The sequence below is a fragment of the Ancylobacter sp. WKF20 genome, assembly GCF_029760895.1.
In the GTDB taxonomy this organism is placed as follows: domain Bacteria; phylum Pseudomonadota; class Alphaproteobacteria; order Rhizobiales; family Xanthobacteraceae; genus Ancylobacter.
This window is the reverse complement of sequence record NZ_CP121679.1, coordinates 4,226,223-4,244,035: the sequence shown is the minus strand read 5'-3', so window position 1 is coordinate 4,244,035 and position 17,813 is coordinate 4,226,223. Positions and strand designations below refer to the sequence as shown.

The following is a 17,813-nucleotide window of genomic DNA, read 5'->3' as shown; positions in this document are numbered from 1 at the left end:
TAAAGGCACCGTCCGCAAGGCCGGCACCGTCGAAATATGCTGCCGATCCGCCGGATGGCCGATCGCCCGAAACCCGTCAACCGCCTTGAGGCGGCTTTTTGCGGCCCGTCTCGCCAGCGGCGCGCATCATGTTGAAAATGCCGGCACCGAAGCCGAACAGCAGCAACACGATCATGCCCCACGGCGCGGTGCCGAAGAGATAGTCGACGCCCCAGCCGAGGCCGGCACCGACCAGTACACCGGCCACGAACTCAGCCCCCAGGCGGAAGGCCAATGTCATGCCCGCCGTCGCCGACGTCCGATCGGGCGTCGCCGCCTTCTCCTCAGCCCGGCGTTCGGCGCGCACCTTGTCGATGGCGCTGCCAAGTCCGCTCAGCCTGCCGGAGAGCTCGGCATCGGAGAGGTCCGGCTCCCCCGAGTTCTTCTGGCCGTCCGTTTTGCGTCGGTCGTCCATTGATCTGCGCTCGGGCTTTGCCGGAGAAGGATTTCCCATCCCCGAAACCGGGCGCACCATAGTGTTCGGCCCTAGGGGTGTCAAGGATGTGAAGTCATCTTTTAAGTGTCTGTAAACACAACGAAAATCGGAAAGGTGGACGCTCTGTCGCAGGCAATCCCATGCCGCGGCGCACCAAGGGAAGCCGTCTTGTGGTGTTTGGCATACCAGAGCGCGGAACCCAATACGGCAATCGCCGCAGCGCCCGCGCTGTCCACGGCGGCGTGGCGTGCCCCGTGGCGCCGCCTCAGCTCGCCTCGCGGAAGCTCTCGGCGGTGGCGAGATCGACCGAGACCAGCTTGGAGATGCCGCGCTCGGCCATGGTGACGCCGAACAGCCGGTTCATGCGGCTCATGGTGATCGGGTTGTGGGTGATGGTGAGGAAGCGCGTCTCGGTGAGGCGCTGCATCTCGTCCAGAAGGTTGCAGAATCGCTCGACATTGGCGTCGTCGAGCGGCGCATCCACCTCATCCAGCACGCAGATCGGCGCCGGATTGGTGAGGAACACCGCGAAGATCAGCGCCATGGCGGTCAGCGCCTGCTCGCCGCCGGAGAGCAGCGAGAGCGATTGCGGCTTCTTGCCGGGCGGCTTGGCGATGATGTCGAGCCCGGCCTCCAGCGGATCGTCCGAATCGGTGAGAATCAGCTGCGCCTCGCCGCCGCCGAACAGCGTGCCGAACAGCTGGCGGAAATGGCCGTCGACCACGGTGAAGCTGGCCTGAAGCCGCTCGCGGGCCTCGCGATTGAGGCTGTAAATGCCCTGACGCAGCCGCTTGATCGCCTCGGTCAGGTCCTCGCGCTCGGCGGCGAGGCCCTGCTGGCGGCTCTCCACCTCCGACAATTCCTCCTCGGCCCGCAGATTGACTGCGCCCAGCCGCTCGCGCTCGCGCTTCAGCCGGTCGAGATCGGCCTCGACACCCGAAGCCTCCGGCAGCGGCGAATCACCGTTGAGCCCGGCGATATCGCGGGCGCTCTCGGGCGGGCCGTCCAGCATGTCGGCGATCTCGCGCACCAGATCCTCGCGGCGCTGGCGGGTCGCCTCGATGCGCGCCTCGGCGCGGGCGCTGGCCTCGCGGGCACCAGCGAGAGCATCGAGCGCGGCACGCGCGGCCCGGTCGCTCTCCGCCTGCGCGCTCTCGGCGGCGGCGAGGCGGTCGCCCGATTCGCGCCGCGCGGCCTCGGCTTTGGCGATTTCGTCCAGCAGCGCCCGGCGGCGGGCGGCGAAGCGCGCGGGCGCCTCCTCCAGATCCTCGCACTCAAAGGCCACTTCCTCGATGCGCGCTTCCAGCGCCGCGACACGCTCGCCGGTGCCCTCGGCGCGGGCGCGCCAGCCGCGCTGCTCCTCGGCGATGGCGGCAAGGCGCCGGGTGCGCTGCTCGCGCTCGCGGGCGAGGCCGTCCGCGCGGGCGCGCAGCTCGGCCAGCACGGCACGATCCTGAGCCACGCGGGCGCGGGCCTCGGCCAGCGCCGCCTCGCTCTCCACTGGCGGGGCGACCTCGGTGAGCTGCGCCTCGATCTCCTCACCCGCGCTCAGCGCCGCCTCGCGCTCGATCTCGGCCCGCTCCAGATTGGCGGCGAGCGCGGAAAGCCTGGCCGCCTGCTCGGACGCCTGCCGCTCGGCGCGGGCGAGTTCCTCGCGCGTTGTCTCCATGGCGCGGAGCGACTGGCGTCGGGCCTCGCGGGCGGCGTTCTCGCGCGATCCGGCGGCGCGCAGGGCGGCTTCCACCGCCTCCAGCGCCTTGCGGCGGCTCGCCACCTCGGCGCGGGCGCCGATCAGCTCGGCCTCGATATCGGCGAGGCGGTTGCGCTCGGCGAGGCGCCGGGCGGCGGCGGTGGGCGCGTCGGCGGCGGCGGTCAGCCCGTCCCAGCGCCAGAGGTCGCCCTCGCGGGAGACGAGGCGCTGGCCGGGCCGCAGCTCGGCGGCAAGCGCCGCGCCCTCCTCCCGCGCGACCACGCCAATCTGCGCGAGGCGGCGGGCGAGCACGGCGGGCGCCTCGACATGGGCGGCGAGCGGGGAGACACCCGCGGGCAGCGGGGCATCGCCGTCCGACGGCACCAGCGCCCAATGGACCGGCGAGGACGGGTCGGCCGGCGCATCGAGATCATCGCCGAGCGCCGCCCCCAGCGCCGCCTCATAGCCGCGCGCGGCGCGGATCGAATCGAGCACCGGCGCCCAGCGGCGGGGCGTGCCGACATCGAGGAGCTTGGCCAGCGTGCGGGCCTCGGTGTCGAGCCGCTGGGCGGCGCGCTCGGCCTCGGCCAGCGGGCGGCGGGCATGATCGAGCGCGGCGCGGGCCTCGCTATGGGCGACCTCCGCCTCCTGCGCGGCGATCTCCGCCTCTGTGAAGGCTTCCTGCGCCATCTCGGCGCGCTCGCGCAGCTCGTCGAGCCGCTCGGCGCCGGCGAGGCTTTCGACTTGGCGGTGCTGCTCCGTGAGCGTGGCGACGTCGCGGGTGAGGCGCGCGAGGCGCTCGCCGGCCTCGCGCCGCGCCCGCTCCAGCGCGCCGCGCCGGGCGGCCTGCTCGGCATGGGCGGCGGTCGCTTCGGCGAAGGCACGCTCGGAGGCGGCGAGCGCGGCGGCGGCCTCCTCGCGGGCATAGACCGCTTCCTCATCCTCGATGGCAACGGCTTCCTGCGCTGCCGCCAGTTCCTCCGCCTCGTCGGTCAGGCGGGCGAGCACCCCTTGCGCGTCGGCGGCAAGGGACCGCTCGCGCTCCATGTCGCCGGCAAGCTGGGCAAGGCGCCGGTCGAGTTCCTCGCGGCGCTGGCCGGCGCGGGCTTCCTCGCGCTCCAGTTCGCCGCGCGCGAGGGTGAGGCGCTGGAGCGTCGCGGCGGACACCGCATCGGCCTCGCGCAGCGGCGGGAGCTCATGGGCGGCGACGGCAGCGGCGCGCGCGGCCTCGCCCTGCAGGCGGGTGGCCTCCGCCACCTCGCGCACCGCGAGATCATGGGTGCGGGCGGCCTCCTCCAACGCGCCGACGGCTTCCCGCCAGCGCAGCCAGAGCAGCGTCGCCTCGGCCTTGCGGATGTCGCCGGAGACCACGCGGTAGCGGCTCGCCTGGCGCGACTGGCGGCGCAGCGCGTCGAGCTGACCGGTGATCTGGCCGATCACGTCGTCGAGCCGGGTGAGGTTGGTCTCGGCGGCGCGCAGGCGCGTCTCCGCCTCGTGCCGGCGGGCATGAAGCCCGGCGACGCCCGCCGCTTCTTCCAGCAGGCGGCGGCGGGCGGCGGGCTTGGCGCCGACGATCTCGCCGATCTGCCCCTGCCGCACCATGGAGGGCGAGCGCGAGCCGGAAGAGGCGTCGGCGAACAGGATCTGCACGTCGCGCGCGCGCACCTCGCGCCCATTGATGCGGTAGGCCGAGCCGGATTCGCGCTCGATGCGGCGGGAGATCTCGAGCAGGTCCGCGTCGTTGAACACGGCGGGGGCGGAGCGGTCGCCATTATCGACGGTGAGCACCACCTCGGCGGAGTTGCGCGCGGGCCGCGTGGTGGAGCCGCCAAAGATGACGTCATCCATGCCTTCGGCGCGCATCGCCTTGTAGGAGCTTTCGCCCATCACCCAGCGTAGCGCCTCGACGAGGTTCGACTTGCCACAGCCATTCGGGCCCACCACGCCCGTCAGGCCGGGCTCGATGAGCATCTCGGTCGGCTCCACGAAGGTCTTGAAGCCGGTGACACGCAGCCGGGTGAATTTCATGCCTCCAGCGTGCCGCGCGGCACCCACAAGTTCAAGTGTTTCGGGAGAAGCGATCCACGAGATGTTGGGATTTTTGGAGGCTTTTCCGTCATCCCGGACGGCCGCAGGCCGATCCGGGATCGCGACCAAGATGCCAGACGATCCCGGCTCTGCGGCTTCGAGAAGCTTGCCCTTGGGCTTGCCAGGGCAAGACCCGAGGGGCCGGGATGACGGCAGATCAAAGGTTATTAAGTCAGCCTCCCTGACCAAAGTTGAGTTGCGCCGCGCCATGCCCTGCCGCCATTCTCCCCTCTGGCGACCGATCCTGCCGCTGATGACGCAACGGGAGGCAGAGCATGCGCGTACCGACGCTGGATATGTTCGATCTGCGCATTCTCCGTGAATTGCAGGAGGATGGGCGCCTGACCAATCAGGAACTCTCCGAGCGCATCGGCCTCTCGCCCTCGCCGTGCCTGAGGCGCACCCGCCGGCTGGAGGAGGAAGGGTTGATCGCCGGCTATGAGGCGCGGCTTGATGCCTCAAAGCTCGGGCTCGGGGTGATGGCCTTCATCCATGTGCATCTGGAACGGCAGGTCGAGGAGGCGGCGCGCGATTTCGAGGCGGCGGTGCTGGCGCTGCCGCAGGTCGTCGCCTGCTACAGCGTGACCGGCGACAGCGACTACATGCTGCATGTGGTCTGCGAGGATCTGGAAGGCTTCGCCCATTTCGCCCACGCCATCCTCATGGGCCTGCCCGGCGTGCGCGGCGTGCGCTCCTCGCTGGCGCTGAAGCGGGTGAAGGAGCGCGCCCGACTGCCGCTCGACCATCTGCGCGCCCTCCCCGCCGCGCCGGAAAACCCTGCCGAGAAAACGAGCAGCGAAAGCGCGAGCGCAAAAAAGCGGCCCTGACGGCAGATTCTGCCGCGCGAGGCTGCGCCGCCTCCCGAGAACGCAAGGACATGCCGCATTAGGTCAACTACACTGACCTAGTTCGGCTGATTGTCCTTCACCACCCGGGAGACGCGTCATGGCCTTCGTCGCAGACACGCTCACGCCTCTGGTGTCCCGCACCGCCCGCCCGGTGCGCCGGCAGCTTTCCGCCTCCCCCACCACTCTCGCGACATTGGCGCTGGCCGGCGCCGCGCTGCTGTGGTCGGGCAATTTCCTCGCCGGGCGCCTCGCCGCCGACATCCTGCCGCCGGCGACCTTTTCCGCCGCGCGCTGGCTGCTGGCGCTGGCCCTGCTCGCCCCCTTCACCTTCCGCGAGATCGCCGGGCAGCGGGCGGAGATCCTGCGCCGCTGGCCGCTCTGGCTGGCGGCGGGGGTGCTCAACATCGCCGTCTTCACCGTGCTGATCTATGCCGGCCTTGCCCATACCAGCCTGGTCAATGGCTCGATCATCGGCTCGGCCGCGCCCATCGTGGTCGGGCTGTTCGGCTGGCTGATCCTCGGCGAGCGCACCAGCGCCCGCTCGCGCCTGGCGCTGGCCGTCTCCAGCGCCGGCGTCGCCTTCATCGTGCTGCGCGGGGATATTGGCACGCTGGCGCGGCTGGATTTCCACGGCGGCGATCTCGTGCTGTTCCTCGGCATCAGCGCCTTCGCGCTCTATGCGGTGCTGCTGAAACGCTTCCCCGTCGGCCTGTCGGCGGCGGCGGCGCTCACCGTGAGCATTCCCTTCGGCCTCATCGCCCTCGCCCCGGTCGCCGCCTGGGAACTGGCGACCACGCCGCTCGCCGTCGACGCGCGGGAAGCCGGGACGGCCGGGCTGCTCATCCTCTATGTGGCGAGCCTGCCGACGCTCGGTTTCGTGCTGTGGGCGAAGGGGGTCGCCGTGCTCGGCCCGACGCGGGCGGGCCAGTTCCTCCAGCTCATGCCGGTGTTCGGCGCGGGGCTGGCGGTCGGGGTGCTCGGCGAGGCGCTGCACCTCTATCACGCGCTGGGCTTCGCGCTGGTGCTGGGGGGCCTGGCGCTGCGCGACCGACGGCTACCGGCTCAGCTCTACAACCCGGCATCGCGCGTGGCGTAAAATCGCACCTGCCGCCTGAAAAAAGCCGGCATGCGCCATGATAGGTTTGGAAAGACTCTAAACCTGATTGGCGACAGATGAGTGACACACCCAAGGCCGCGCCGCTTCTCGACATCGGCGCCGTCCAGCACATACGCAAGCTCGTGCTGTTCGGTCTCGGGGCCGCGTCGTTCAGCGTGCTGCTGTTCAGCCACTCGCTCTGGCCGGACGCCAGTGAGGACGGCCTGCACGAGATCATCGAGACCATCGGCTTCGGGCTGCTGCTGGTCGCCATCATCGGCCGCACCTGGAGCTCGCTCTATATTGGCGGGCGCAAGAAGAGCGAGGTGGTGGCGGTCGGCCCCTACTCGATCTGCCGCAACCCGCTTTATGTCTTCTCCTTCATCGGCGCGGCCGGCGCCGGCGCGCAGTTCGGCAATCTCACGGCGGCGCTGGCCGCCACGCTGCTGACCGTGCTGGTCTTCTCCATCGTGGTGCGCAAGGAGGAGCGCTTCCTCAGCGCGAAATTCGGCGAGCCCTATCTCGCCTACAAGGCGCGAGTGCCGCGCTTCATCCCGAATTTCCGGCTCTGGCAGAATGTCAGCACGCTGGAAATCAACACGCACCTGGTGGTGCGCACCTTCCTCGATGCCTGCGTGTTCCTCGCCGCCATCCCGCTCGCCGAGGGCATCGAGATGGCGCAGGCTCAGGGCTGGCTGCCGGTGCTCTGGCTGGTGCCCTGACGGCCACCGTCAGACGGGCCGGCGGGCGCGAGGCTTGAGGGCCCGCAGCGCCAGCCGGTCGAGGCCCAGCGCGAGCAGGGCGAAGACGCAGCCGATCCCCATGTCGATCAGCCGCTCGATGATGTCATGCGCCGCGCCGGTGACGCCGCCAGCGACGAATTCCAGGAGCAGCATGATGAAGACGGTGAGCGCGGCATTGCCCAGCGCGCCGTGATACTGATGCGCCGGCCAGCGCACCAGCGCCGCCACCACCATGCCGAGCAGCGCGGCGGTGTGGGACGGGAAGGCCCAGCCAAAGCCGAGCGCCGCGAGGACGCCGAGCGCGGTGCCGGCCAGCATCTGCGCCATCAGCCGTCGGCTCGCCATCGCGTCCGCCCGCAGCACCAGAACCACCGCGATCAGCGCCCAATAGGGCCGGTGCAGCCCGAGGGCGAGGCTGGTGAGGAAGGCGCCGGGCACGGCGATCGCCACCGCCGCGGCAAAAATCCAGCGCCGCCGCTCGGTCGCCCGCAACCGCACCATCAAGTGGCGCAGCGTCGGCGCGGCGGAAGGGCGCCAGACGCCGACGACCACGTCCCAGGCGAGCGAGACGACCCACGCATAGAGCGCGAAGGCGACGACCGCGCCGACATCGACGAGCTGAAGCGGGGCGTAAAGCGCGCCGATGGCCAGCGTCAGGCAGGCAAAGCGCGCGGCGAAGGCGGCGCTCTGGTGCAGGCTCTCCACCAGCGCATAGATCACCCCCACGGCCGCGAAGGCGATCACGGTGAGTGCCATATGGCCGGCCACCAGCGTGCCGAGCCCGCTCCCCGCCAGCACCACCGCGCCGGCGATCGCCATCCACACCAGCCGCTCGCGGGCCGGCCCGCCCGTATCCAGAGTGAAGGCGAGGATGCAGGTGACCATGGCGTAGATCAGCCAGACATTGAGGCCGATCAGCAGGCCGAGCGCCACCGGCGCCATCACGGTCAGGGCGAAGCGCACCGAGCGGGAGATCAGCCCATCACCATGCCAGCGGCCGGGCGGAGGGAGCACCGGGGGCGCGAGGGGGGTAGCGGGGGATGGGGCGGCGGGAAGCGCGGTTTCGGCCAAGCGGCGGACTCCGGCGAGCGTGGTTGACGCTTTATGGACGGGACAGGGAGAAAGTTCAGGTGGCGCTTTACCCCGTCTTTACCCTGACCAGCGGAGATTGTGGAAATCAGTTCTGTTGCGTCATCGAGCGTCGGGTAGCCGTCCATGAAGGTGGTTCGAAATGGGGAGGCCCGCCGGGCATCCCGCGTCAGTCTCGTCCATTCCGCCCCGGCGGGTGGCGCCAACGCCGGCGGTTTGCCCCTCGACACCATCCTGCGCGGCGACTGTGTCGCGGAGCTGGCAAAGCTGCCGCCGCGCTCGGTCGACATGATCTTCGCCGACCCGCCCTACAATCTCCAGCTCGGCGGCGAGCTGAAGCGCCCGGACGAGAGCCGGGTCGATGCGGTGGATGACGACTGGGACAAGTTCGAGAGCTTCGCCGCCTATGACGCCTTCACCCGCGCCTGGCTCTTGGCGGCGCGCCGCGTGCTCAAGCCCACCGGCACGCTCTGGGTGATCGGCTCCTATCACAACATCTTCCGCGTCGGGGCGATGCTGCAGGATCTCGACTTCTGGATCCTCAACGACATCGTCTGGCGCAAGACCAACCCGATGCCGAACTTCCGCGGCCGGCGCTTCACCAACGCGCATGAGACGCTGATCTGGGCCGCGCGCGACCCCGGCGGCAAGGGCTACACCTTCAATTACGAGGCGCTGAAGGCGGCCAATGAGGATGTGCAGATGCGCTCCGACTGGCTGTTCCCGATCTGCTCGGGCCATGAGCGGCTGAAGGACGAGACCGGCCACAAGGTGCACCCGACGCAGAAGCCCGAGGCGCTGCTCGCGCGGGTGATGCTCGCCGCGTCAAAGCCCGGCGACGTGATCCTCGACCCGTTCCTCGGCTCGGGCACCACGGCGGCGGTGGCCAAGCGCCTCGGCCGCCGCTTCATCGGCATTGAGCGCGATGCGACCTATGCGGATGCCGCGCAGGTGCGCATCGACGCGGTGGAGCCGCTGCCCGAGGCCGCGCTCGCCCCGGCACCCTCCGCCCGCGAGGCGCCGCGCATCGCCTTCAATGCGCTGATCGAGCGCGGCATGCTGGCGCCCGGCACCTTCCTCACCGACGCCAAGCACCGGGTGCGGGCGCTGGTGCGCGCCGACGGCATGCTGTCGCTGGAGACCGCGCCCGGCCTCGGCCAGGTCGGCTCGATCCACCGCGCCGGCGCCATCGCGCAGGGGCTGGAAGCCTGCAATGGCTGGACCTACTGGCACATCGAGACCCGCGAAGGGCTGCGCCCGATCGATTCGCTGCGCGCCGCCGTGCGCTCGGAAATGGCGATGGCGGCGGAGTGAGCGGGGTGATCACGCTCTATGACGTGCCGGATTCCGGCAACAGCTACAAGGTCCGGCTCGCCGCCGCGCATCTGGGCGTGGCGCTGAAGCGCGTCACCATGTCCGCGCGCGACGGCTCGGCCCGCCACCCGGATTTCCTCGCCAAGAACCCCATCGGCAAGCTGCCGACGGTGGAACTGGAGGATGGCCGCTTTCTCGCCGAATCAAACGCCATCCTGCTCTACCTCGCCGAGGGCAGCCCGCTCGTGCCGGCGGACCGCTACGGGCGCGGTAAGGTTTATGAGTGGATGTTCTTCGAGCAGTACAGCCATGAGCCGGCGCTGGCCGTGCGGCGGGCGCTGCTGACCTATGAGGAGCGGGCGCATCTGGCGACACCCGAGCGGCTGGCGCAGCTTCTGGAGGCCGGCAACCGCGCGCTGGGCGTAATGGAAACGCGGCTCGCCGGCGCCGACTGGCTGGCGGGCAACGCCTTCAGCGTCGCCGATATCGCGCTCTATGCCTACACGCACACGGCGGAGGAAGGCGGCTATGACCTCGCCGGCTTCCACGGCGTGCAGGCCTGGCTCGCCCGCATCGCCGCCCTGCCCGGCCATATCGGGCTGATGGACTGAACCAACAAAAAGGCCGCCCGGTGGGGCGGCCTCGTCGTTTCCAGGATGCGTCGCGGCTCAGAGATTGCCGGCCTTCTTCACCGCATCCTTGATCTCGCCCTTGGCCTGCTGGCCCTCGCCCTTGAGCTCCTGGGCCGCGCCTTCGACGCGCAGGCGATCATTGCCCGTGGCCTTGCCGACGCCCTGCTTCACGTTGCCGATGGCCTCATTGGCCATGCCCTTCGCCTTGTCAGCGGTGCTACCCATGATGCGTTCTCCTGTTTCTTCCGCATGTTGCGGTCGTCGGGATAACGCGGCGGACGGGCGCGGGTTGCGCTGATCACAGGTATGTCATTGGCGGGCCGGGCTCAGAGCCGGTCGAGCACCTTGCGCATCACGCTCGGAAACGCCTCCGCGTCGAACCCCGCCGGCGCCACCCAACGATGGCCGGCAGGCGCCGGCGTGCCGGCCGGCAGATCGGCCCGCCAGACTGTCAATTCCAGCGCGAAATGGCTGAAGACGTGGGTCACGGGCGCGTTCAGCACCCGCCAGTCCGCCCGCAGCGGCGCGTCGGTGGACGGGTTGGCCGGGCTCTCCGCCTCCCACGGCGTCGAGGGCACCTCGCTCATGCCGCCGAGCAGTCCTTGCGGCGGGCGCGAGCGCGTGAGCACCGCGCCATCCGCCCGCACGGCAAGGAAGGCGACGCCCTGCCGGGTGGGGCGCGCGGCCTTGGCCAGCTTCAGCGGGTAGCGCTCCGGCTCGCCTTCCGCCCGCGCCGCGCAGGGCTCGCGCCATGGGCAGAGCGCGCAGGCGGGCTTGCGCGGGGTGCAGATGGTGGCGCCGAGATCCATCATCGCCTGCGCGAAATCGCCGAAGCGGGCCTCGGGCAGCAGCGTCAGGCCGAGCGCGCGCAGGCGGGGCTTCGCCTTGGGCAGCGGCGCCTCCACCGCGAAGAGGCGGGCGATGACGCGCTCCCAATTGCCATCCACCGGCGCGGCCGGGCGCTCATAGGCGATGGAGGCGATAGCGGCTGCCGTATAGGGGCCGATGCCCGGCAGTTCGAGCAGCGCCGCCTCCGTGTCCGGGAAGCGCCCATTATAGTGCTCGGCCACTGCGCGGGCGCAGGCGTGCAGATTGCGGGCGCGGGCGTAATAGCCGAGCCCCGCCCAGGCGGAGAGCACCTCCTCGAGCGGCGCGGCGGCAAGATCCGCCACCGTCGGCCAGCGGACGAGGAAGGCCTCGTAATAGGGCCGCACCGTCACCACCGTGGTCTGCTGCAGCATGATCTCGGAGAGAAACACCCGGTAGGGATCCTGCCGCAGGCCCGGGGCGGCGCGCCAGGGCAGCGTGCGCCGGTGCCGGTCATACCAGGCGAGCAGCAAGGCGGGATCGGGCCGCGCCGCGGGGGCTGGCTCGACGAAGGGGGCGGCGGTGCGGCGGCGGGTGGCTTTATCGGGACGGGCGGGCATGCGATGTTGGGTTCCGGCGGCGCCAAGGTGGGCCGTGCCGATACGCCCGGCAAGCCCCGCCGGACCGCCGTCCCTTGAATTGATGTCCCGCCGCCCTCACTGACCGATCGCCCTCATGCCCCCGCGCCGCGCACCTCAACCGCTTGCCGACCTGATCGACGCGACCATCGCCGAGAGCTGCCGGCAGCGCGGCCTCGCCTCGGTGGAAATCGTCACGCGCTGGGCCGACATCGTCGGGGAGGCGCTCGCCGCCCGCGCCGTGCCGATCAAGCTCGCCTGGCCGAGCCGGCAGGACAGCCCCGAGCCGGGCGTGCTGCACATCCGGGTCGAGGGCGGCTATGCCATCGAATTGCAGCACGATGCGCCCGTCGTGATCGAGCGGGTGAACCGCTATTTCGGCTGGCGCTGCATCGGCCGGCTGGCGCTGCGCCAGGGGCCAGTGCCGGTGCGCCGCCCCGTGCGCCCGCGCTTCGTCGAGCCCGGCGCCGCCGAATGCGCGGCGGTGGCGGGAAAGCTCGGCACGTTTGAGGATCCCGCGCTGGCCGAGGCCCTCGCCCGGCTCGGCGCGCTGGTCGCCCGCCGGCGCGCGGCGCCGCCCACGTCCCCGGCGCCGGGGGTGCGGCCAATCTTCACGCAGCGGTGACAAGGCGCCCGCCTGCCGTACCGTTGCCATGATCGCGCGCTGCCTGTAGGCGCTAGAGCTCAACGCCGGCCGAGAGGGCCGGCCTTCCCTTCGGAGACCCTCCATGATTGATCGCCGCCGCCTCCTCGAAGGGCTGGGTGCCGCCGCCCTCACCACCGCCGCGCTGGTGGCGCTGGCGAGCCCGGAAAGCCTCGGCGCCGAGCGCTTCTCCTTCATCGGTCGCGCCGAGGCGCAGACGGTCGACACCGCGCAGCTGATGGCGCCGGGCGCCCTGCCCGACAATGTGCTCGGCAAGGCCGACGCGCCGGTGACCATCGTCGAATACGCCTCGATGACCTGCGGCCACTGCGCGCATTTCCACGAGACCACCTATCCGGTGCTCAAGGAGAAATACATCGACACCGGCAAGGTGAAGTTCATCCTGCGCGAATTCCCGCTCGACATCGTCGCCAAGGCCGCCTTCATGCTCGCGCGCTGCGCCGGCGACGGGAAGTACTACCCGATGACCGACACGCTGTTCGAGACCCAGAAGAGCTGGGCCTTCACCAACAACCCGGCGCAGGCACTGCTCGCCATCGCCAAGCAGAGCGGCATGACCGAGCAGCAGTTCAACGCCTGCCTCTCCGACCAGGCGCTGGCCGACAACATCAACAAGATCGCCGAGCGCGGGGCGAAGGATTTCGGCATCGATTCGACGCCGACCTTCTTCATCAACGGCAAGAAGGTTTCCGGCGCGATGAGCCCGGAACAGCTCGACAAGGAACTCGCCCCGCTGCTGGCGCAGTGACGCGGACGCCGAGCTGAGCCCGGCGCCTCATCCGGCAGGACAAGGCACGCCGCCCGGCACCCCGCTCTTTGAAAAGCCCGGCCTCAGCGCCGGGCTTTTTGCATCGCGGCCCGCCCTACTCCGGCAAGGTAAGCCGTCCGTCGGAGCCGAGGGCGAAGCCGGGATTGTGGGCGATCTCCCAGGGGTGGCCGTCGGGGTCGGCGACATAGCCGGCATAGCCGCCCCAGAAGGTCGCCTGCGCGGGGCGCAGCGCGCGCCCGCCGGCGGCCACCGCGCGGATCAGCGTCGTGTCCACCTCGGCGCGGCTCGCCCGGTTGCAGGCCAGCACCACGCCGCCGAACTGGCCGGCGCGCCCGGCGAGCATGCCGGCATCGGTGGCGAGCTCGTGGCGCGGGTAGAGCGAGAGCATCACCGTGCCGCAGGCGAAGAAGGCGACGCCCTCGGCCTGCCGGACCCGCCGCTCAAGGCCCAGCGCCTCGTAGAAGGCGATGGCGCGGGCGAGTTCGGCGACGCCGAGCGTCACCAGCGAGAGTGCCAGCGGCGGCACGGCACGCGCCATGCCCGCCCCCACCGTGGCCCCCTCGGTCGCCTTGAGCGCCGCGACCTTCAGCCCCTGCATCGCCGCGCCGATCATGCGCTTTCTCCAAACAGCGACAATTGCTCGCCCTTCTGCGGCGGGCGGTGGAAATGGCGCGTGGTCAGCCGCAGATGGCGCCGGTTGAGGCCGAGCCGCTCGCTGGCGATCTCGAAGCGGCGGGCAAGCGTCCAGGCATAGGGCCCGCTGCCGGTCATGCGCTGGCCGAAGGCGGAATCATACTCCTTGCCGCCATGCAGCTCCTTGAGCAGCGACAGCACATGGCGGTAGCGATCCGGGAAATGGGCGAGCAGCCATTCCTTGAACAGGTCGCGGATCTCGAGCGGCACGCGCAGCATGACATAGCCAGCCTCCTGCGCCCCCGCCGCCACCGCGGCGTCGAGGATGCGCTCCATCTCGGCATCGGTCACGGCGGGAATGACCGGCGCGACCAGAACAGCGGTCGGCACTCCCGCCTCGCTGAGCCGGCGCACCGCCTCGAGGCGCCGCTGCGGCGTCGCGGCGCGCGGTTCCATGATGCGGGCGAGCTTGTGGTCGAGCGTGGTGATGGACAGCGCGACCTTGACCAGCCCGCGTTCCGCCATGGGCGCGAGAATATCCAGATCGCGCAGCACCAGCGCGGATTTCGTGACAATGCCGACCGGATGGCCGAAATCGCGGAGCACTTCGAGGATGCGGCGGGTGAGGCGCCATTCCTTCTCGATCGGCTGGTAGCCATCGGTGTTGATGCCGAGCGCGATGGTACGCGGCTCATAGCCGGGCTTCGCCAGTTCCTTGGCCAGCAGCTCGGGCGCGTCCGGCTTGGCGAACAGCTTGGTCTCGAAATCCAGCCCGGCGGACAGGCCCTGATAGGCATGGGTCGGCCGGGCAAAGCAGTAGACGCAGCCATGCTCGCAGCCGCGATAAGGGTTGATCGAGCGATCAAAGCCGACATCGGGCGAATCGTTGCGGGTGATGATGGTGCGCGGCTTCTCCACCGTCACGCTGGTGCGGAAGGCCGGCAAATCATCGAGGCTCTGCCAGCCATCGTCGAAGGCCTCGCGCGCCGTCGGCTCGAAGCGGCCGGCGGCGTTGGAGAGCGCGCCGCGCCCGCGCCGGCGCTCGCCCTCGACAAAGCGGGCCTGCGGCGGCACGGGGGGCACGATATCGATCTCGGAAAGGCCCGTGAGGTCGCGCCCTGCCGCCTCGCGGGCGGCCCGCTCAGCGGCCTCGCGCTCCTCCACCAGCCGCCCGAGACGACGCGGCGTGGCGCGGGGCTTGCGGGCGGGCGGCGCGCCGGCGGTAACGGCCACCGGACGGTCCGGAGAGGGGGAGGAGGTGCGCTGTTCCATGAGTGATTTTTAGTCCCCCCATGAGAACATATCAAGAACATATGTCGAAAAGTGACGGAGGGCGCTATACGCTGGGAATGTGGTGCTATAGGCAGAACGTCGCTCGCCCAAAACCCTTATGCGCCAATCCATAGCGCGTTCCGTCGAGGTGCTCTGCCGCGTGATCTCGATCGTCATTCCCACGACCGAAACCGCCAGCTTCCTCATCCCGACCCTCGCCGCACTGGTACCGGGCGCCGCCACTGGCGTGGTGCGCGAGGTTCTGCTGGTGGATGGGCGCGAATCGGCGGATGTGGCGGAGATCGCGGACGCGGCAGGCTGCGAATATCTGCGCGGCCCGGCCGATCTCGGCGCACGCCTGCGCCTTGGCGCGGCGACGGCGCGCACGCCCTGGCTGATGTTCCTCCAGCCGGCCGGCCTCGTGCAGGAAGGCTGGACGCGCGAGGTGCGCGGCTTCATCGACCAGGTCGAGCGCATGGGCGCCATGGACCGCCGCGCGGCGACCTTCCGGCTGGCGCTCGATGGTTTCGGCGTCGCCCCCCGGCTGAAGGAAGCGGCGGCGGTGGCGCGTTACGCGCTGACCGGCCGGGCGCGGCCCGAGCAGGGCCTGCTGATCCATCGCCGCTTCTATGAGGCGCTGGGCGAGCATGAGGCGGGCGCGCAGTCCCCGCGCCGGCTCGCCGCCCGCATCGGGCGCGGCCGGCTCGTGCTGCTGCGCTCGCAGATGCTGCTGCCGGAAGGCTGAGCTTCCGGGCAGGTCTCAGGAGGCGCGCAGCTTGCCGCGCTTCAGGTGCTCGTCCAGCCGGGGCAGGATTTCCACGAAATTGCAGGGCTTGTGACGGATGTCGAGCTGCTGGGCGAGGATGCCGTCCCAGCCGTCGCGGCAGGCGCCGGGCGAGCCGGGCAGGCAGAAAATGTAGGTCGCGTTCGCCGTGCCGGCGGTGGCGCGACTTTGCAGCGTCGAGGTGCCGATCTTCTGGAAGGAGATCATGTGGAACACGGTCGAGAAGCCCTCCATGCGCTTCTCGAACAAGGGTTCCACCGCCTCCGGCGTCACGTCGCGGCCGGTGAAGCCGGTGCCGCCGGTGGTGATGACCACGTCGATGGCCGGATCGGCGATCCACGCCGCCACCTGCCCGCGAATGGCGTCCACGTCATCCGTCACGATGGTCCGGGCGGCGAGGCGATGGCCGGCGCCCTCCAGCCGCTCCACCAGCGTGTTGCCCGAGCGGTCATCGGCGAGCGTGCGGGTATCGGAGATGGTGAGCACCGCGATGGCGAGCGGGATGAAGGCTTTCTCGGAAAGGGCCTTGTCGGACGTCTCGCTCGCGGCGCTCATGCGGCCTGATCCTCAGATGCTGCGGCTCTCGATGGCGTTGCACTGCGTCATCGAGCCGGTGTCCAGCCCCCGCTTAAACCAGCGCGCGCGCTGGGCGGAGGTGCCGTGGGTGAAGCTGTCGGGCACGGCATAGCCCTGCGCCTGCTTCTGCAACCGGTCGTCGCCGATGGCGGAAGCGGCGTTCAGCGCCTCCTCAATATCGCCGTCCTCGAGAATGCGCCACTGCGCGTTCGCGTGATGCGCCCACACGCCGGCGAGGCAATCGGCCATCAGCTCGACGCGGACGGAGAGCGCGTTCGCCTCGGTGCGCGAGAGCTGGCGCTGGCGCTGCTGCACCTCGCCGAGAATGCCAAGCTGGTTCTCGACGTGATGGCCGACCTCATGGGCGATGACATAGGCCTGCGCGAAATCGCCGGGCGCGCGGAAGCGGCGCTTCATCTCCTCGAAAAAGGCGAGGTCGATATACACCTTCCGGTCGGTGGGGCAGTAGAACGGGCCCATGGCCGACTGGGCGGTGCCGCAGGCCGAGCGGGTGCCGTTCGTGAACAGCACGAGGCCGGGCGGGCGGTAGGTCCCGCCCTGCGCCTTGAACTGCTGGGTCCACACATCCTCGGTCTGCGCGAGCACGGCGCTGACGAACTGGCCCTGTTGGTCTTGCGGCGGGGTGCGGCTCGCCGATGGCTGCTGCGGCGCGCTCTGGCTCGTCTCGCCGCCACCCATGAGGATTTCCGCGCCGCCGATCAGCACGGCCGGGTTGATGCCGGTGGCCCAGGCGATGAGGCCGACAATGATCAACCCGCCAATGCCGAGCCCGCCGCGACCACCCGGCAAGCCGCCGCCGCTGAAGCCTCCGCTGCCGCGCCGGTCTTCCACATTGCTGCTGCGCCGGAAATCTTCCCACCGCATGGCCATCCCTCCCGCAAAACACCACGGCGCGGTGCGATGGTGATGCACGCGCCGTGGCGGCAATGCGCGGGAAGGCCGGCGGTTCCGTCGAGAACCGCCGGATCGTGTCAGCCGCGCGGCTTGCCGAGAGCGGCAAGCCAGTCCCGGGCGAGCGTCAGGTCCGCCTGCGACAGGCCATGGCCGACGGGAAGCGTGCGGTGATCGAGCCGCGCGCCGGCCGTTGTGAGCTGGCCAGCGAGGCGGGCGGCGTTCTCCTCCGGCACGATCGGGTCCATGCCGCCGGAGAGCAGCAGGACCGACGTGCCGGCGAGGTCCGCCGCGGGCGGCTCGGCCAGCGGCACCATGGCGCGCAAGAGCACCGCACCCGCGAGCACGCCCGGCTGGGTGAGGAGCGTCGCGGCGGCGATGTTGGCGCCGTTGGAAAAGCCGACCGCGATGGGCGCGGCCAGCCCATAGGCGGCGCGGGCTTCCGCGACGAAGGCGGCGAGTTCACCCGCGCGCCGGCGCACATCCGCCTCGTCGAACACACCCTCGCGCAGGCGACGGAAGAAGCGCGGCATGCCGCCTTCCATCACCTTGCCGCGCGGGGAGACGAGCGGCGCGTCGGGCGCGATCATCCGGCCGAGCTGGATCAGGTCGTTCTCGTCGCCGCCCGTGCCGTGCAGCAGCAGCAGCGGCGTGGCGGCGGGATCGCCGCCCGGCTCGAAGCGGTGGAGAAAGGAGAGTTCGGCATTGGCGGATGCACGGGACAGCGGAGCGTTGACGCTCATGACGGCCTCCTGGCGGGAAAGAGGTCCCGCCCGCCGGAAA

General features: G+C 70.6%; 18 protein-coding genes. 8 read left to right on the top strand and 10 right to left on the bottom strand.

Translation table 11 applies throughout. The features are described 5' to 3' along the window. Positions 1-76: 76 nt before the first annotated feature. Together AncyloWKF20_RS19610 and AncyloWKF20_RS19605 are read right to left on the bottom strand one after the other, a co-directional pair. The gene (locus tag AncyloWKF20_RS19610) at positions 77-454 is read right to left on the bottom strand and encodes an AtpZ/AtpI family protein (protein ID WP_279315623.1); all 378 of its coding nucleotides are present in this window, start codon (positions 452-454) and stop codon (positions 77-79) included. Positions 455-740: 286 nt separating this feature from the next. Further along, positions 741-4,193 carry an AAA family ATPase gene (locus AncyloWKF20_RS19605; RefSeq protein ID WP_279315622.1) on the bottom strand — a complete coding sequence of 1,151 codons (3,453 nt, stop codon included), beginning with the start codon at positions 4,191-4,193 and terminating at the stop codon, positions 741-743. A 335-nt stretch (positions 4,194-4,528) separates the two neighbouring features. Here AncyloWKF20_RS19605 and AncyloWKF20_RS19600 point away from each other — a divergent pair, with 335 nt between their 5' ends. From AncyloWKF20_RS19600 to AncyloWKF20_RS19590, 3 genes are all read left to right on the top strand, one after another. Beyond that, complete coding sequence (locus AncyloWKF20_RS19600; RefSeq protein WP_279315621.1) at positions 4,529-5,080, top strand: Lrp/AsnC family transcriptional regulator; 552 nt, start codon at positions 4,529-4,531, stop codon at positions 5,078-5,080. Between the two features lie 118 nt (positions 5,081-5,198). Continuing rightward, positions 5,199-6,197, top strand: coding sequence for a DMT family transporter (locus AncyloWKF20_RS19595; protein ID WP_279315620.1), 999 nt, complete (start codon positions 5,199-5,201; stop codon positions 6,195-6,197). 77 nt (positions 6,198-6,274) lie between these two features. Continuing rightward, positions 6,275-6,919 (top strand): isoprenylcysteine carboxylmethyltransferase family protein, encoded by a 645-nt coding sequence (locus AncyloWKF20_RS19590; RefSeq protein ID WP_279315619.1) that lies wholly within the window; start codon positions 6,275-6,277, stop codon positions 6,917-6,919. 9 nt (positions 6,920-6,928) lie between these two features. Here AncyloWKF20_RS19590 and AncyloWKF20_RS19585 read toward each other — a convergent pair whose 3' ends face one another. Next, a complete protein-coding gene (locus AncyloWKF20_RS19585) occupies positions 6,929-8,011 on the bottom strand; it encodes an FUSC family protein (protein WP_279315618.1) in 1,083 nt (360 codons plus the stop codon). A 144-nt stretch (positions 8,012-8,155) separates the two neighbouring features. Here AncyloWKF20_RS19585 and AncyloWKF20_RS19580 point away from each other — a divergent pair, with 144 nt between their 5' ends. Together AncyloWKF20_RS19580 and AncyloWKF20_RS19575 are read left to right on the top strand one after the other, a co-directional pair. Continuing rightward, complete coding sequence (locus AncyloWKF20_RS19580) at positions 8,156-9,343, top strand: site-specific DNA-methyltransferase (RefSeq protein ID WP_279315617.1); 1,188 nt, start codon at positions 8,156-8,158, stop codon at positions 9,341-9,343. A gap of 5 nt (positions 9,344-9,348) precedes the next feature. After that, positions 9,349-9,954, top strand: coding sequence for a glutathione S-transferase family protein (locus tag AncyloWKF20_RS19575; RefSeq protein ID WP_279318037.1), 606 nt, complete (start codon positions 9,349-9,351; stop codon positions 9,952-9,954). A 57-nt stretch (positions 9,955-10,011) separates the two neighbouring features. Here AncyloWKF20_RS19575 and AncyloWKF20_RS19570 read toward each other — a convergent pair whose 3' ends face one another. Beyond that, complete coding sequence (locus tag AncyloWKF20_RS19570) at positions 10,012-10,200, bottom strand: CsbD family protein (RefSeq protein WP_279315616.1); 189 nt, start codon at positions 10,198-10,200, stop codon at positions 10,012-10,014. Positions 10,201-10,301: 101 nt separating this feature from the next. Next, complete coding sequence (gene mutY, locus AncyloWKF20_RS19565) at positions 10,302-11,402, bottom strand: A/G-specific adenine glycosylase (protein WP_279315615.1); 1,101 nt, start codon at positions 11,400-11,402, stop codon at positions 10,302-10,304. 115 nt (positions 11,403-11,517) lie between these two features. On the opposite strand from mutY, the gene AncyloWKF20_RS19560 reads away from it, so the two are divergent. Beyond that, positions 11,518-12,045: a DciA family protein gene (locus AncyloWKF20_RS19560; RefSeq protein WP_279315614.1), complete on the top strand. Its 528-nt coding sequence runs from the start codon at positions 11,518-11,520 to the stop codon at positions 12,043-12,045. Positions 12,046-12,148: 103 nt separating this feature from the next. Next, entirely contained in the window at positions 12,149-12,832 is a 684-nt protein-coding gene (locus AncyloWKF20_RS19555) for a DsbA family protein (protein ID WP_279315613.1), read from the top strand. A 115-nt stretch (positions 12,833-12,947) separates the two neighbouring features. Here the strand turns inward: AncyloWKF20_RS19555 and AncyloWKF20_RS19550 are convergent, their stop codons facing one another. Next, positions 12,948-13,466, bottom strand: coding sequence for a VOC family protein (locus AncyloWKF20_RS19550; protein ID WP_347710384.1), 519 nt, complete (start codon positions 13,464-13,466; stop codon positions 12,948-12,950). Continuing rightward, positions 13,463-14,758 carry a PA0069 family radical SAM protein gene (locus AncyloWKF20_RS19545; RefSeq protein ID WP_279315612.1) on the bottom strand — a complete coding sequence of 432 codons (1,296 nt, stop codon included), beginning with the start codon at positions 14,756-14,758 and terminating at the stop codon, positions 13,463-13,465. Before AncyloWKF20_RS19545 ends, AncyloWKF20_RS19550 begins: the two co-directional genes overlap by 4 nt. Positions 14,759-14,876: 118 nt before the next feature. Here AncyloWKF20_RS19545 and AncyloWKF20_RS19540 point away from each other — a divergent pair, with 118 nt between their 5' ends. Continuing rightward, positions 14,877-15,503 (top strand): glycosyl transferase, encoded by a 627-nt coding sequence (locus AncyloWKF20_RS19540; protein WP_279315611.1) that lies wholly within the window; start codon positions 14,877-14,879, stop codon positions 15,501-15,503. Positions 15,504-15,518: 15 nt separating this feature from the next. Here AncyloWKF20_RS19540 and moaB read toward each other — a convergent pair whose 3' ends face one another. The 3 genes from moaB to AncyloWKF20_RS19525 form a co-directional block, all read right to left on the bottom strand. Beyond that, complete coding sequence (gene moaB, locus AncyloWKF20_RS19535) at positions 15,519-16,097, bottom strand: molybdenum cofactor biosynthesis protein B (RefSeq protein ID WP_279315610.1); 579 nt, start codon at positions 16,095-16,097, stop codon at positions 15,519-15,521. A 12-nt stretch (positions 16,098-16,109) separates the two neighbouring features. Then, positions 16,110-17,003 carry a zinc metallopeptidase gene (locus AncyloWKF20_RS19530; RefSeq protein WP_279315608.1) on the bottom strand — a complete coding sequence of 298 codons (894 nt, stop codon included), beginning with the start codon at positions 17,001-17,003 and terminating at the stop codon, positions 16,110-16,112. 107 nt (positions 17,004-17,110) lie between these two features. After that, positions 17,111-17,773 (bottom strand): alpha/beta hydrolase, encoded by a 663-nt coding sequence (locus tag AncyloWKF20_RS19525; RefSeq protein WP_279315607.1) that lies wholly within the window; start codon positions 17,771-17,773, stop codon positions 17,111-17,113. Positions 17,774-17,813: the final 40 nt, after the last annotated feature.

Bases quoted from the DNA above. Each gene is read 5' to 3' on its own strand.
- AncyloWKF20_RS19610 (WP_279315623.1), bottom strand. From the start codon at position 454: ATGGACGACCGACGCAAAACGGACGGCCAGAAGAACTCGGGGGAGCCG.
- AncyloWKF20_RS19605 (WP_279315622.1), bottom strand. From the start codon at position 4,193: ATGAAATTCACCCGGCTGCGTGTCACCGGCTTCAAGACCTTCGTGGAG.
- AncyloWKF20_RS19600 (WP_279315621.1), top strand. From the start codon at position 4,529: ATGCGCGTACCGACGCTGGATATGTTCGATCTGCGCATTCTCCGTGAA.
- AncyloWKF20_RS19595 (WP_279315620.1), top strand. From the start codon at position 5,199: ATGGCCTTCGTCGCAGACACGCTCACGCCTCTGGTGTCCCGCACCGCC.
- AncyloWKF20_RS19590 (WP_279315619.1), top strand. From the start codon at position 6,275: ATGAGTGACACACCCAAGGCCGCGCCGCTTCTCGACATCGGCGCCGTC.
- AncyloWKF20_RS19580 (WP_279315617.1), top strand. From the start codon at position 8,156: ATGAAGGTGGTTCGAAATGGGGAGGCCCGCCGGGCATCCCGCGTCAGT.
- AncyloWKF20_RS19570 (WP_279315616.1), bottom strand. From the start codon at position 10,200: ATGGGTAGCACCGCTGACAAGGCGAAGGGCATGGCCAATGAGGCCATC.
- mutY (WP_279315615.1), bottom strand. From the start codon at position 11,402: ATGCCCGCCCGTCCCGATAAAGCCACCCGCCGCCGCACCGCCGCCCCC.
- AncyloWKF20_RS19560 (WP_279315614.1), top strand. From the start codon at position 11,518: ATGCCCCCGCGCCGCGCACCTCAACCGCTTGCCGACCTGATCGACGCG.
- AncyloWKF20_RS19555 (WP_279315613.1), top strand. From the start codon at position 12,149: ATGATTGATCGCCGCCGCCTCCTCGAAGGGCTGGGTGCCGCCGCCCTC.
- AncyloWKF20_RS19550 (WP_347710384.1), bottom strand. From the start codon at position 13,466: ATGATCGGCGCGGCGATGCAGGGGCTGAAGGTCGCGGCGCTCAAGGCG.
- AncyloWKF20_RS19545 (WP_279315612.1), bottom strand. From the start codon at position 14,758: ATGGAACAGCGCACCTCCTCCCCCTCTCCGGACCGTCCGGTGGCCGTT.
- AncyloWKF20_RS19540 (WP_279315611.1), top strand. From the start codon at position 14,877: ATGCGCCAATCCATAGCGCGTTCCGTCGAGGTGCTCTGCCGCGTGATC.
- moaB (WP_279315610.1), bottom strand. From the start codon at position 16,097: ATGAGCGCCGCGAGCGAGACGTCCGACAAGGCCCTTTCCGAGAAAGCC.
- AncyloWKF20_RS19530 (WP_279315608.1), bottom strand. From the start codon at position 17,003: ATGCGGTGGGAAGATTTCCGGCGCAGCAGCAATGTGGAAGACCGGCGC.
- AncyloWKF20_RS19525 (WP_279315607.1), bottom strand. From the start codon at position 17,773: ATGAGCGTCAACGCTCCGCTGTCCCGTGCATCCGCCAATGCCGAACTC.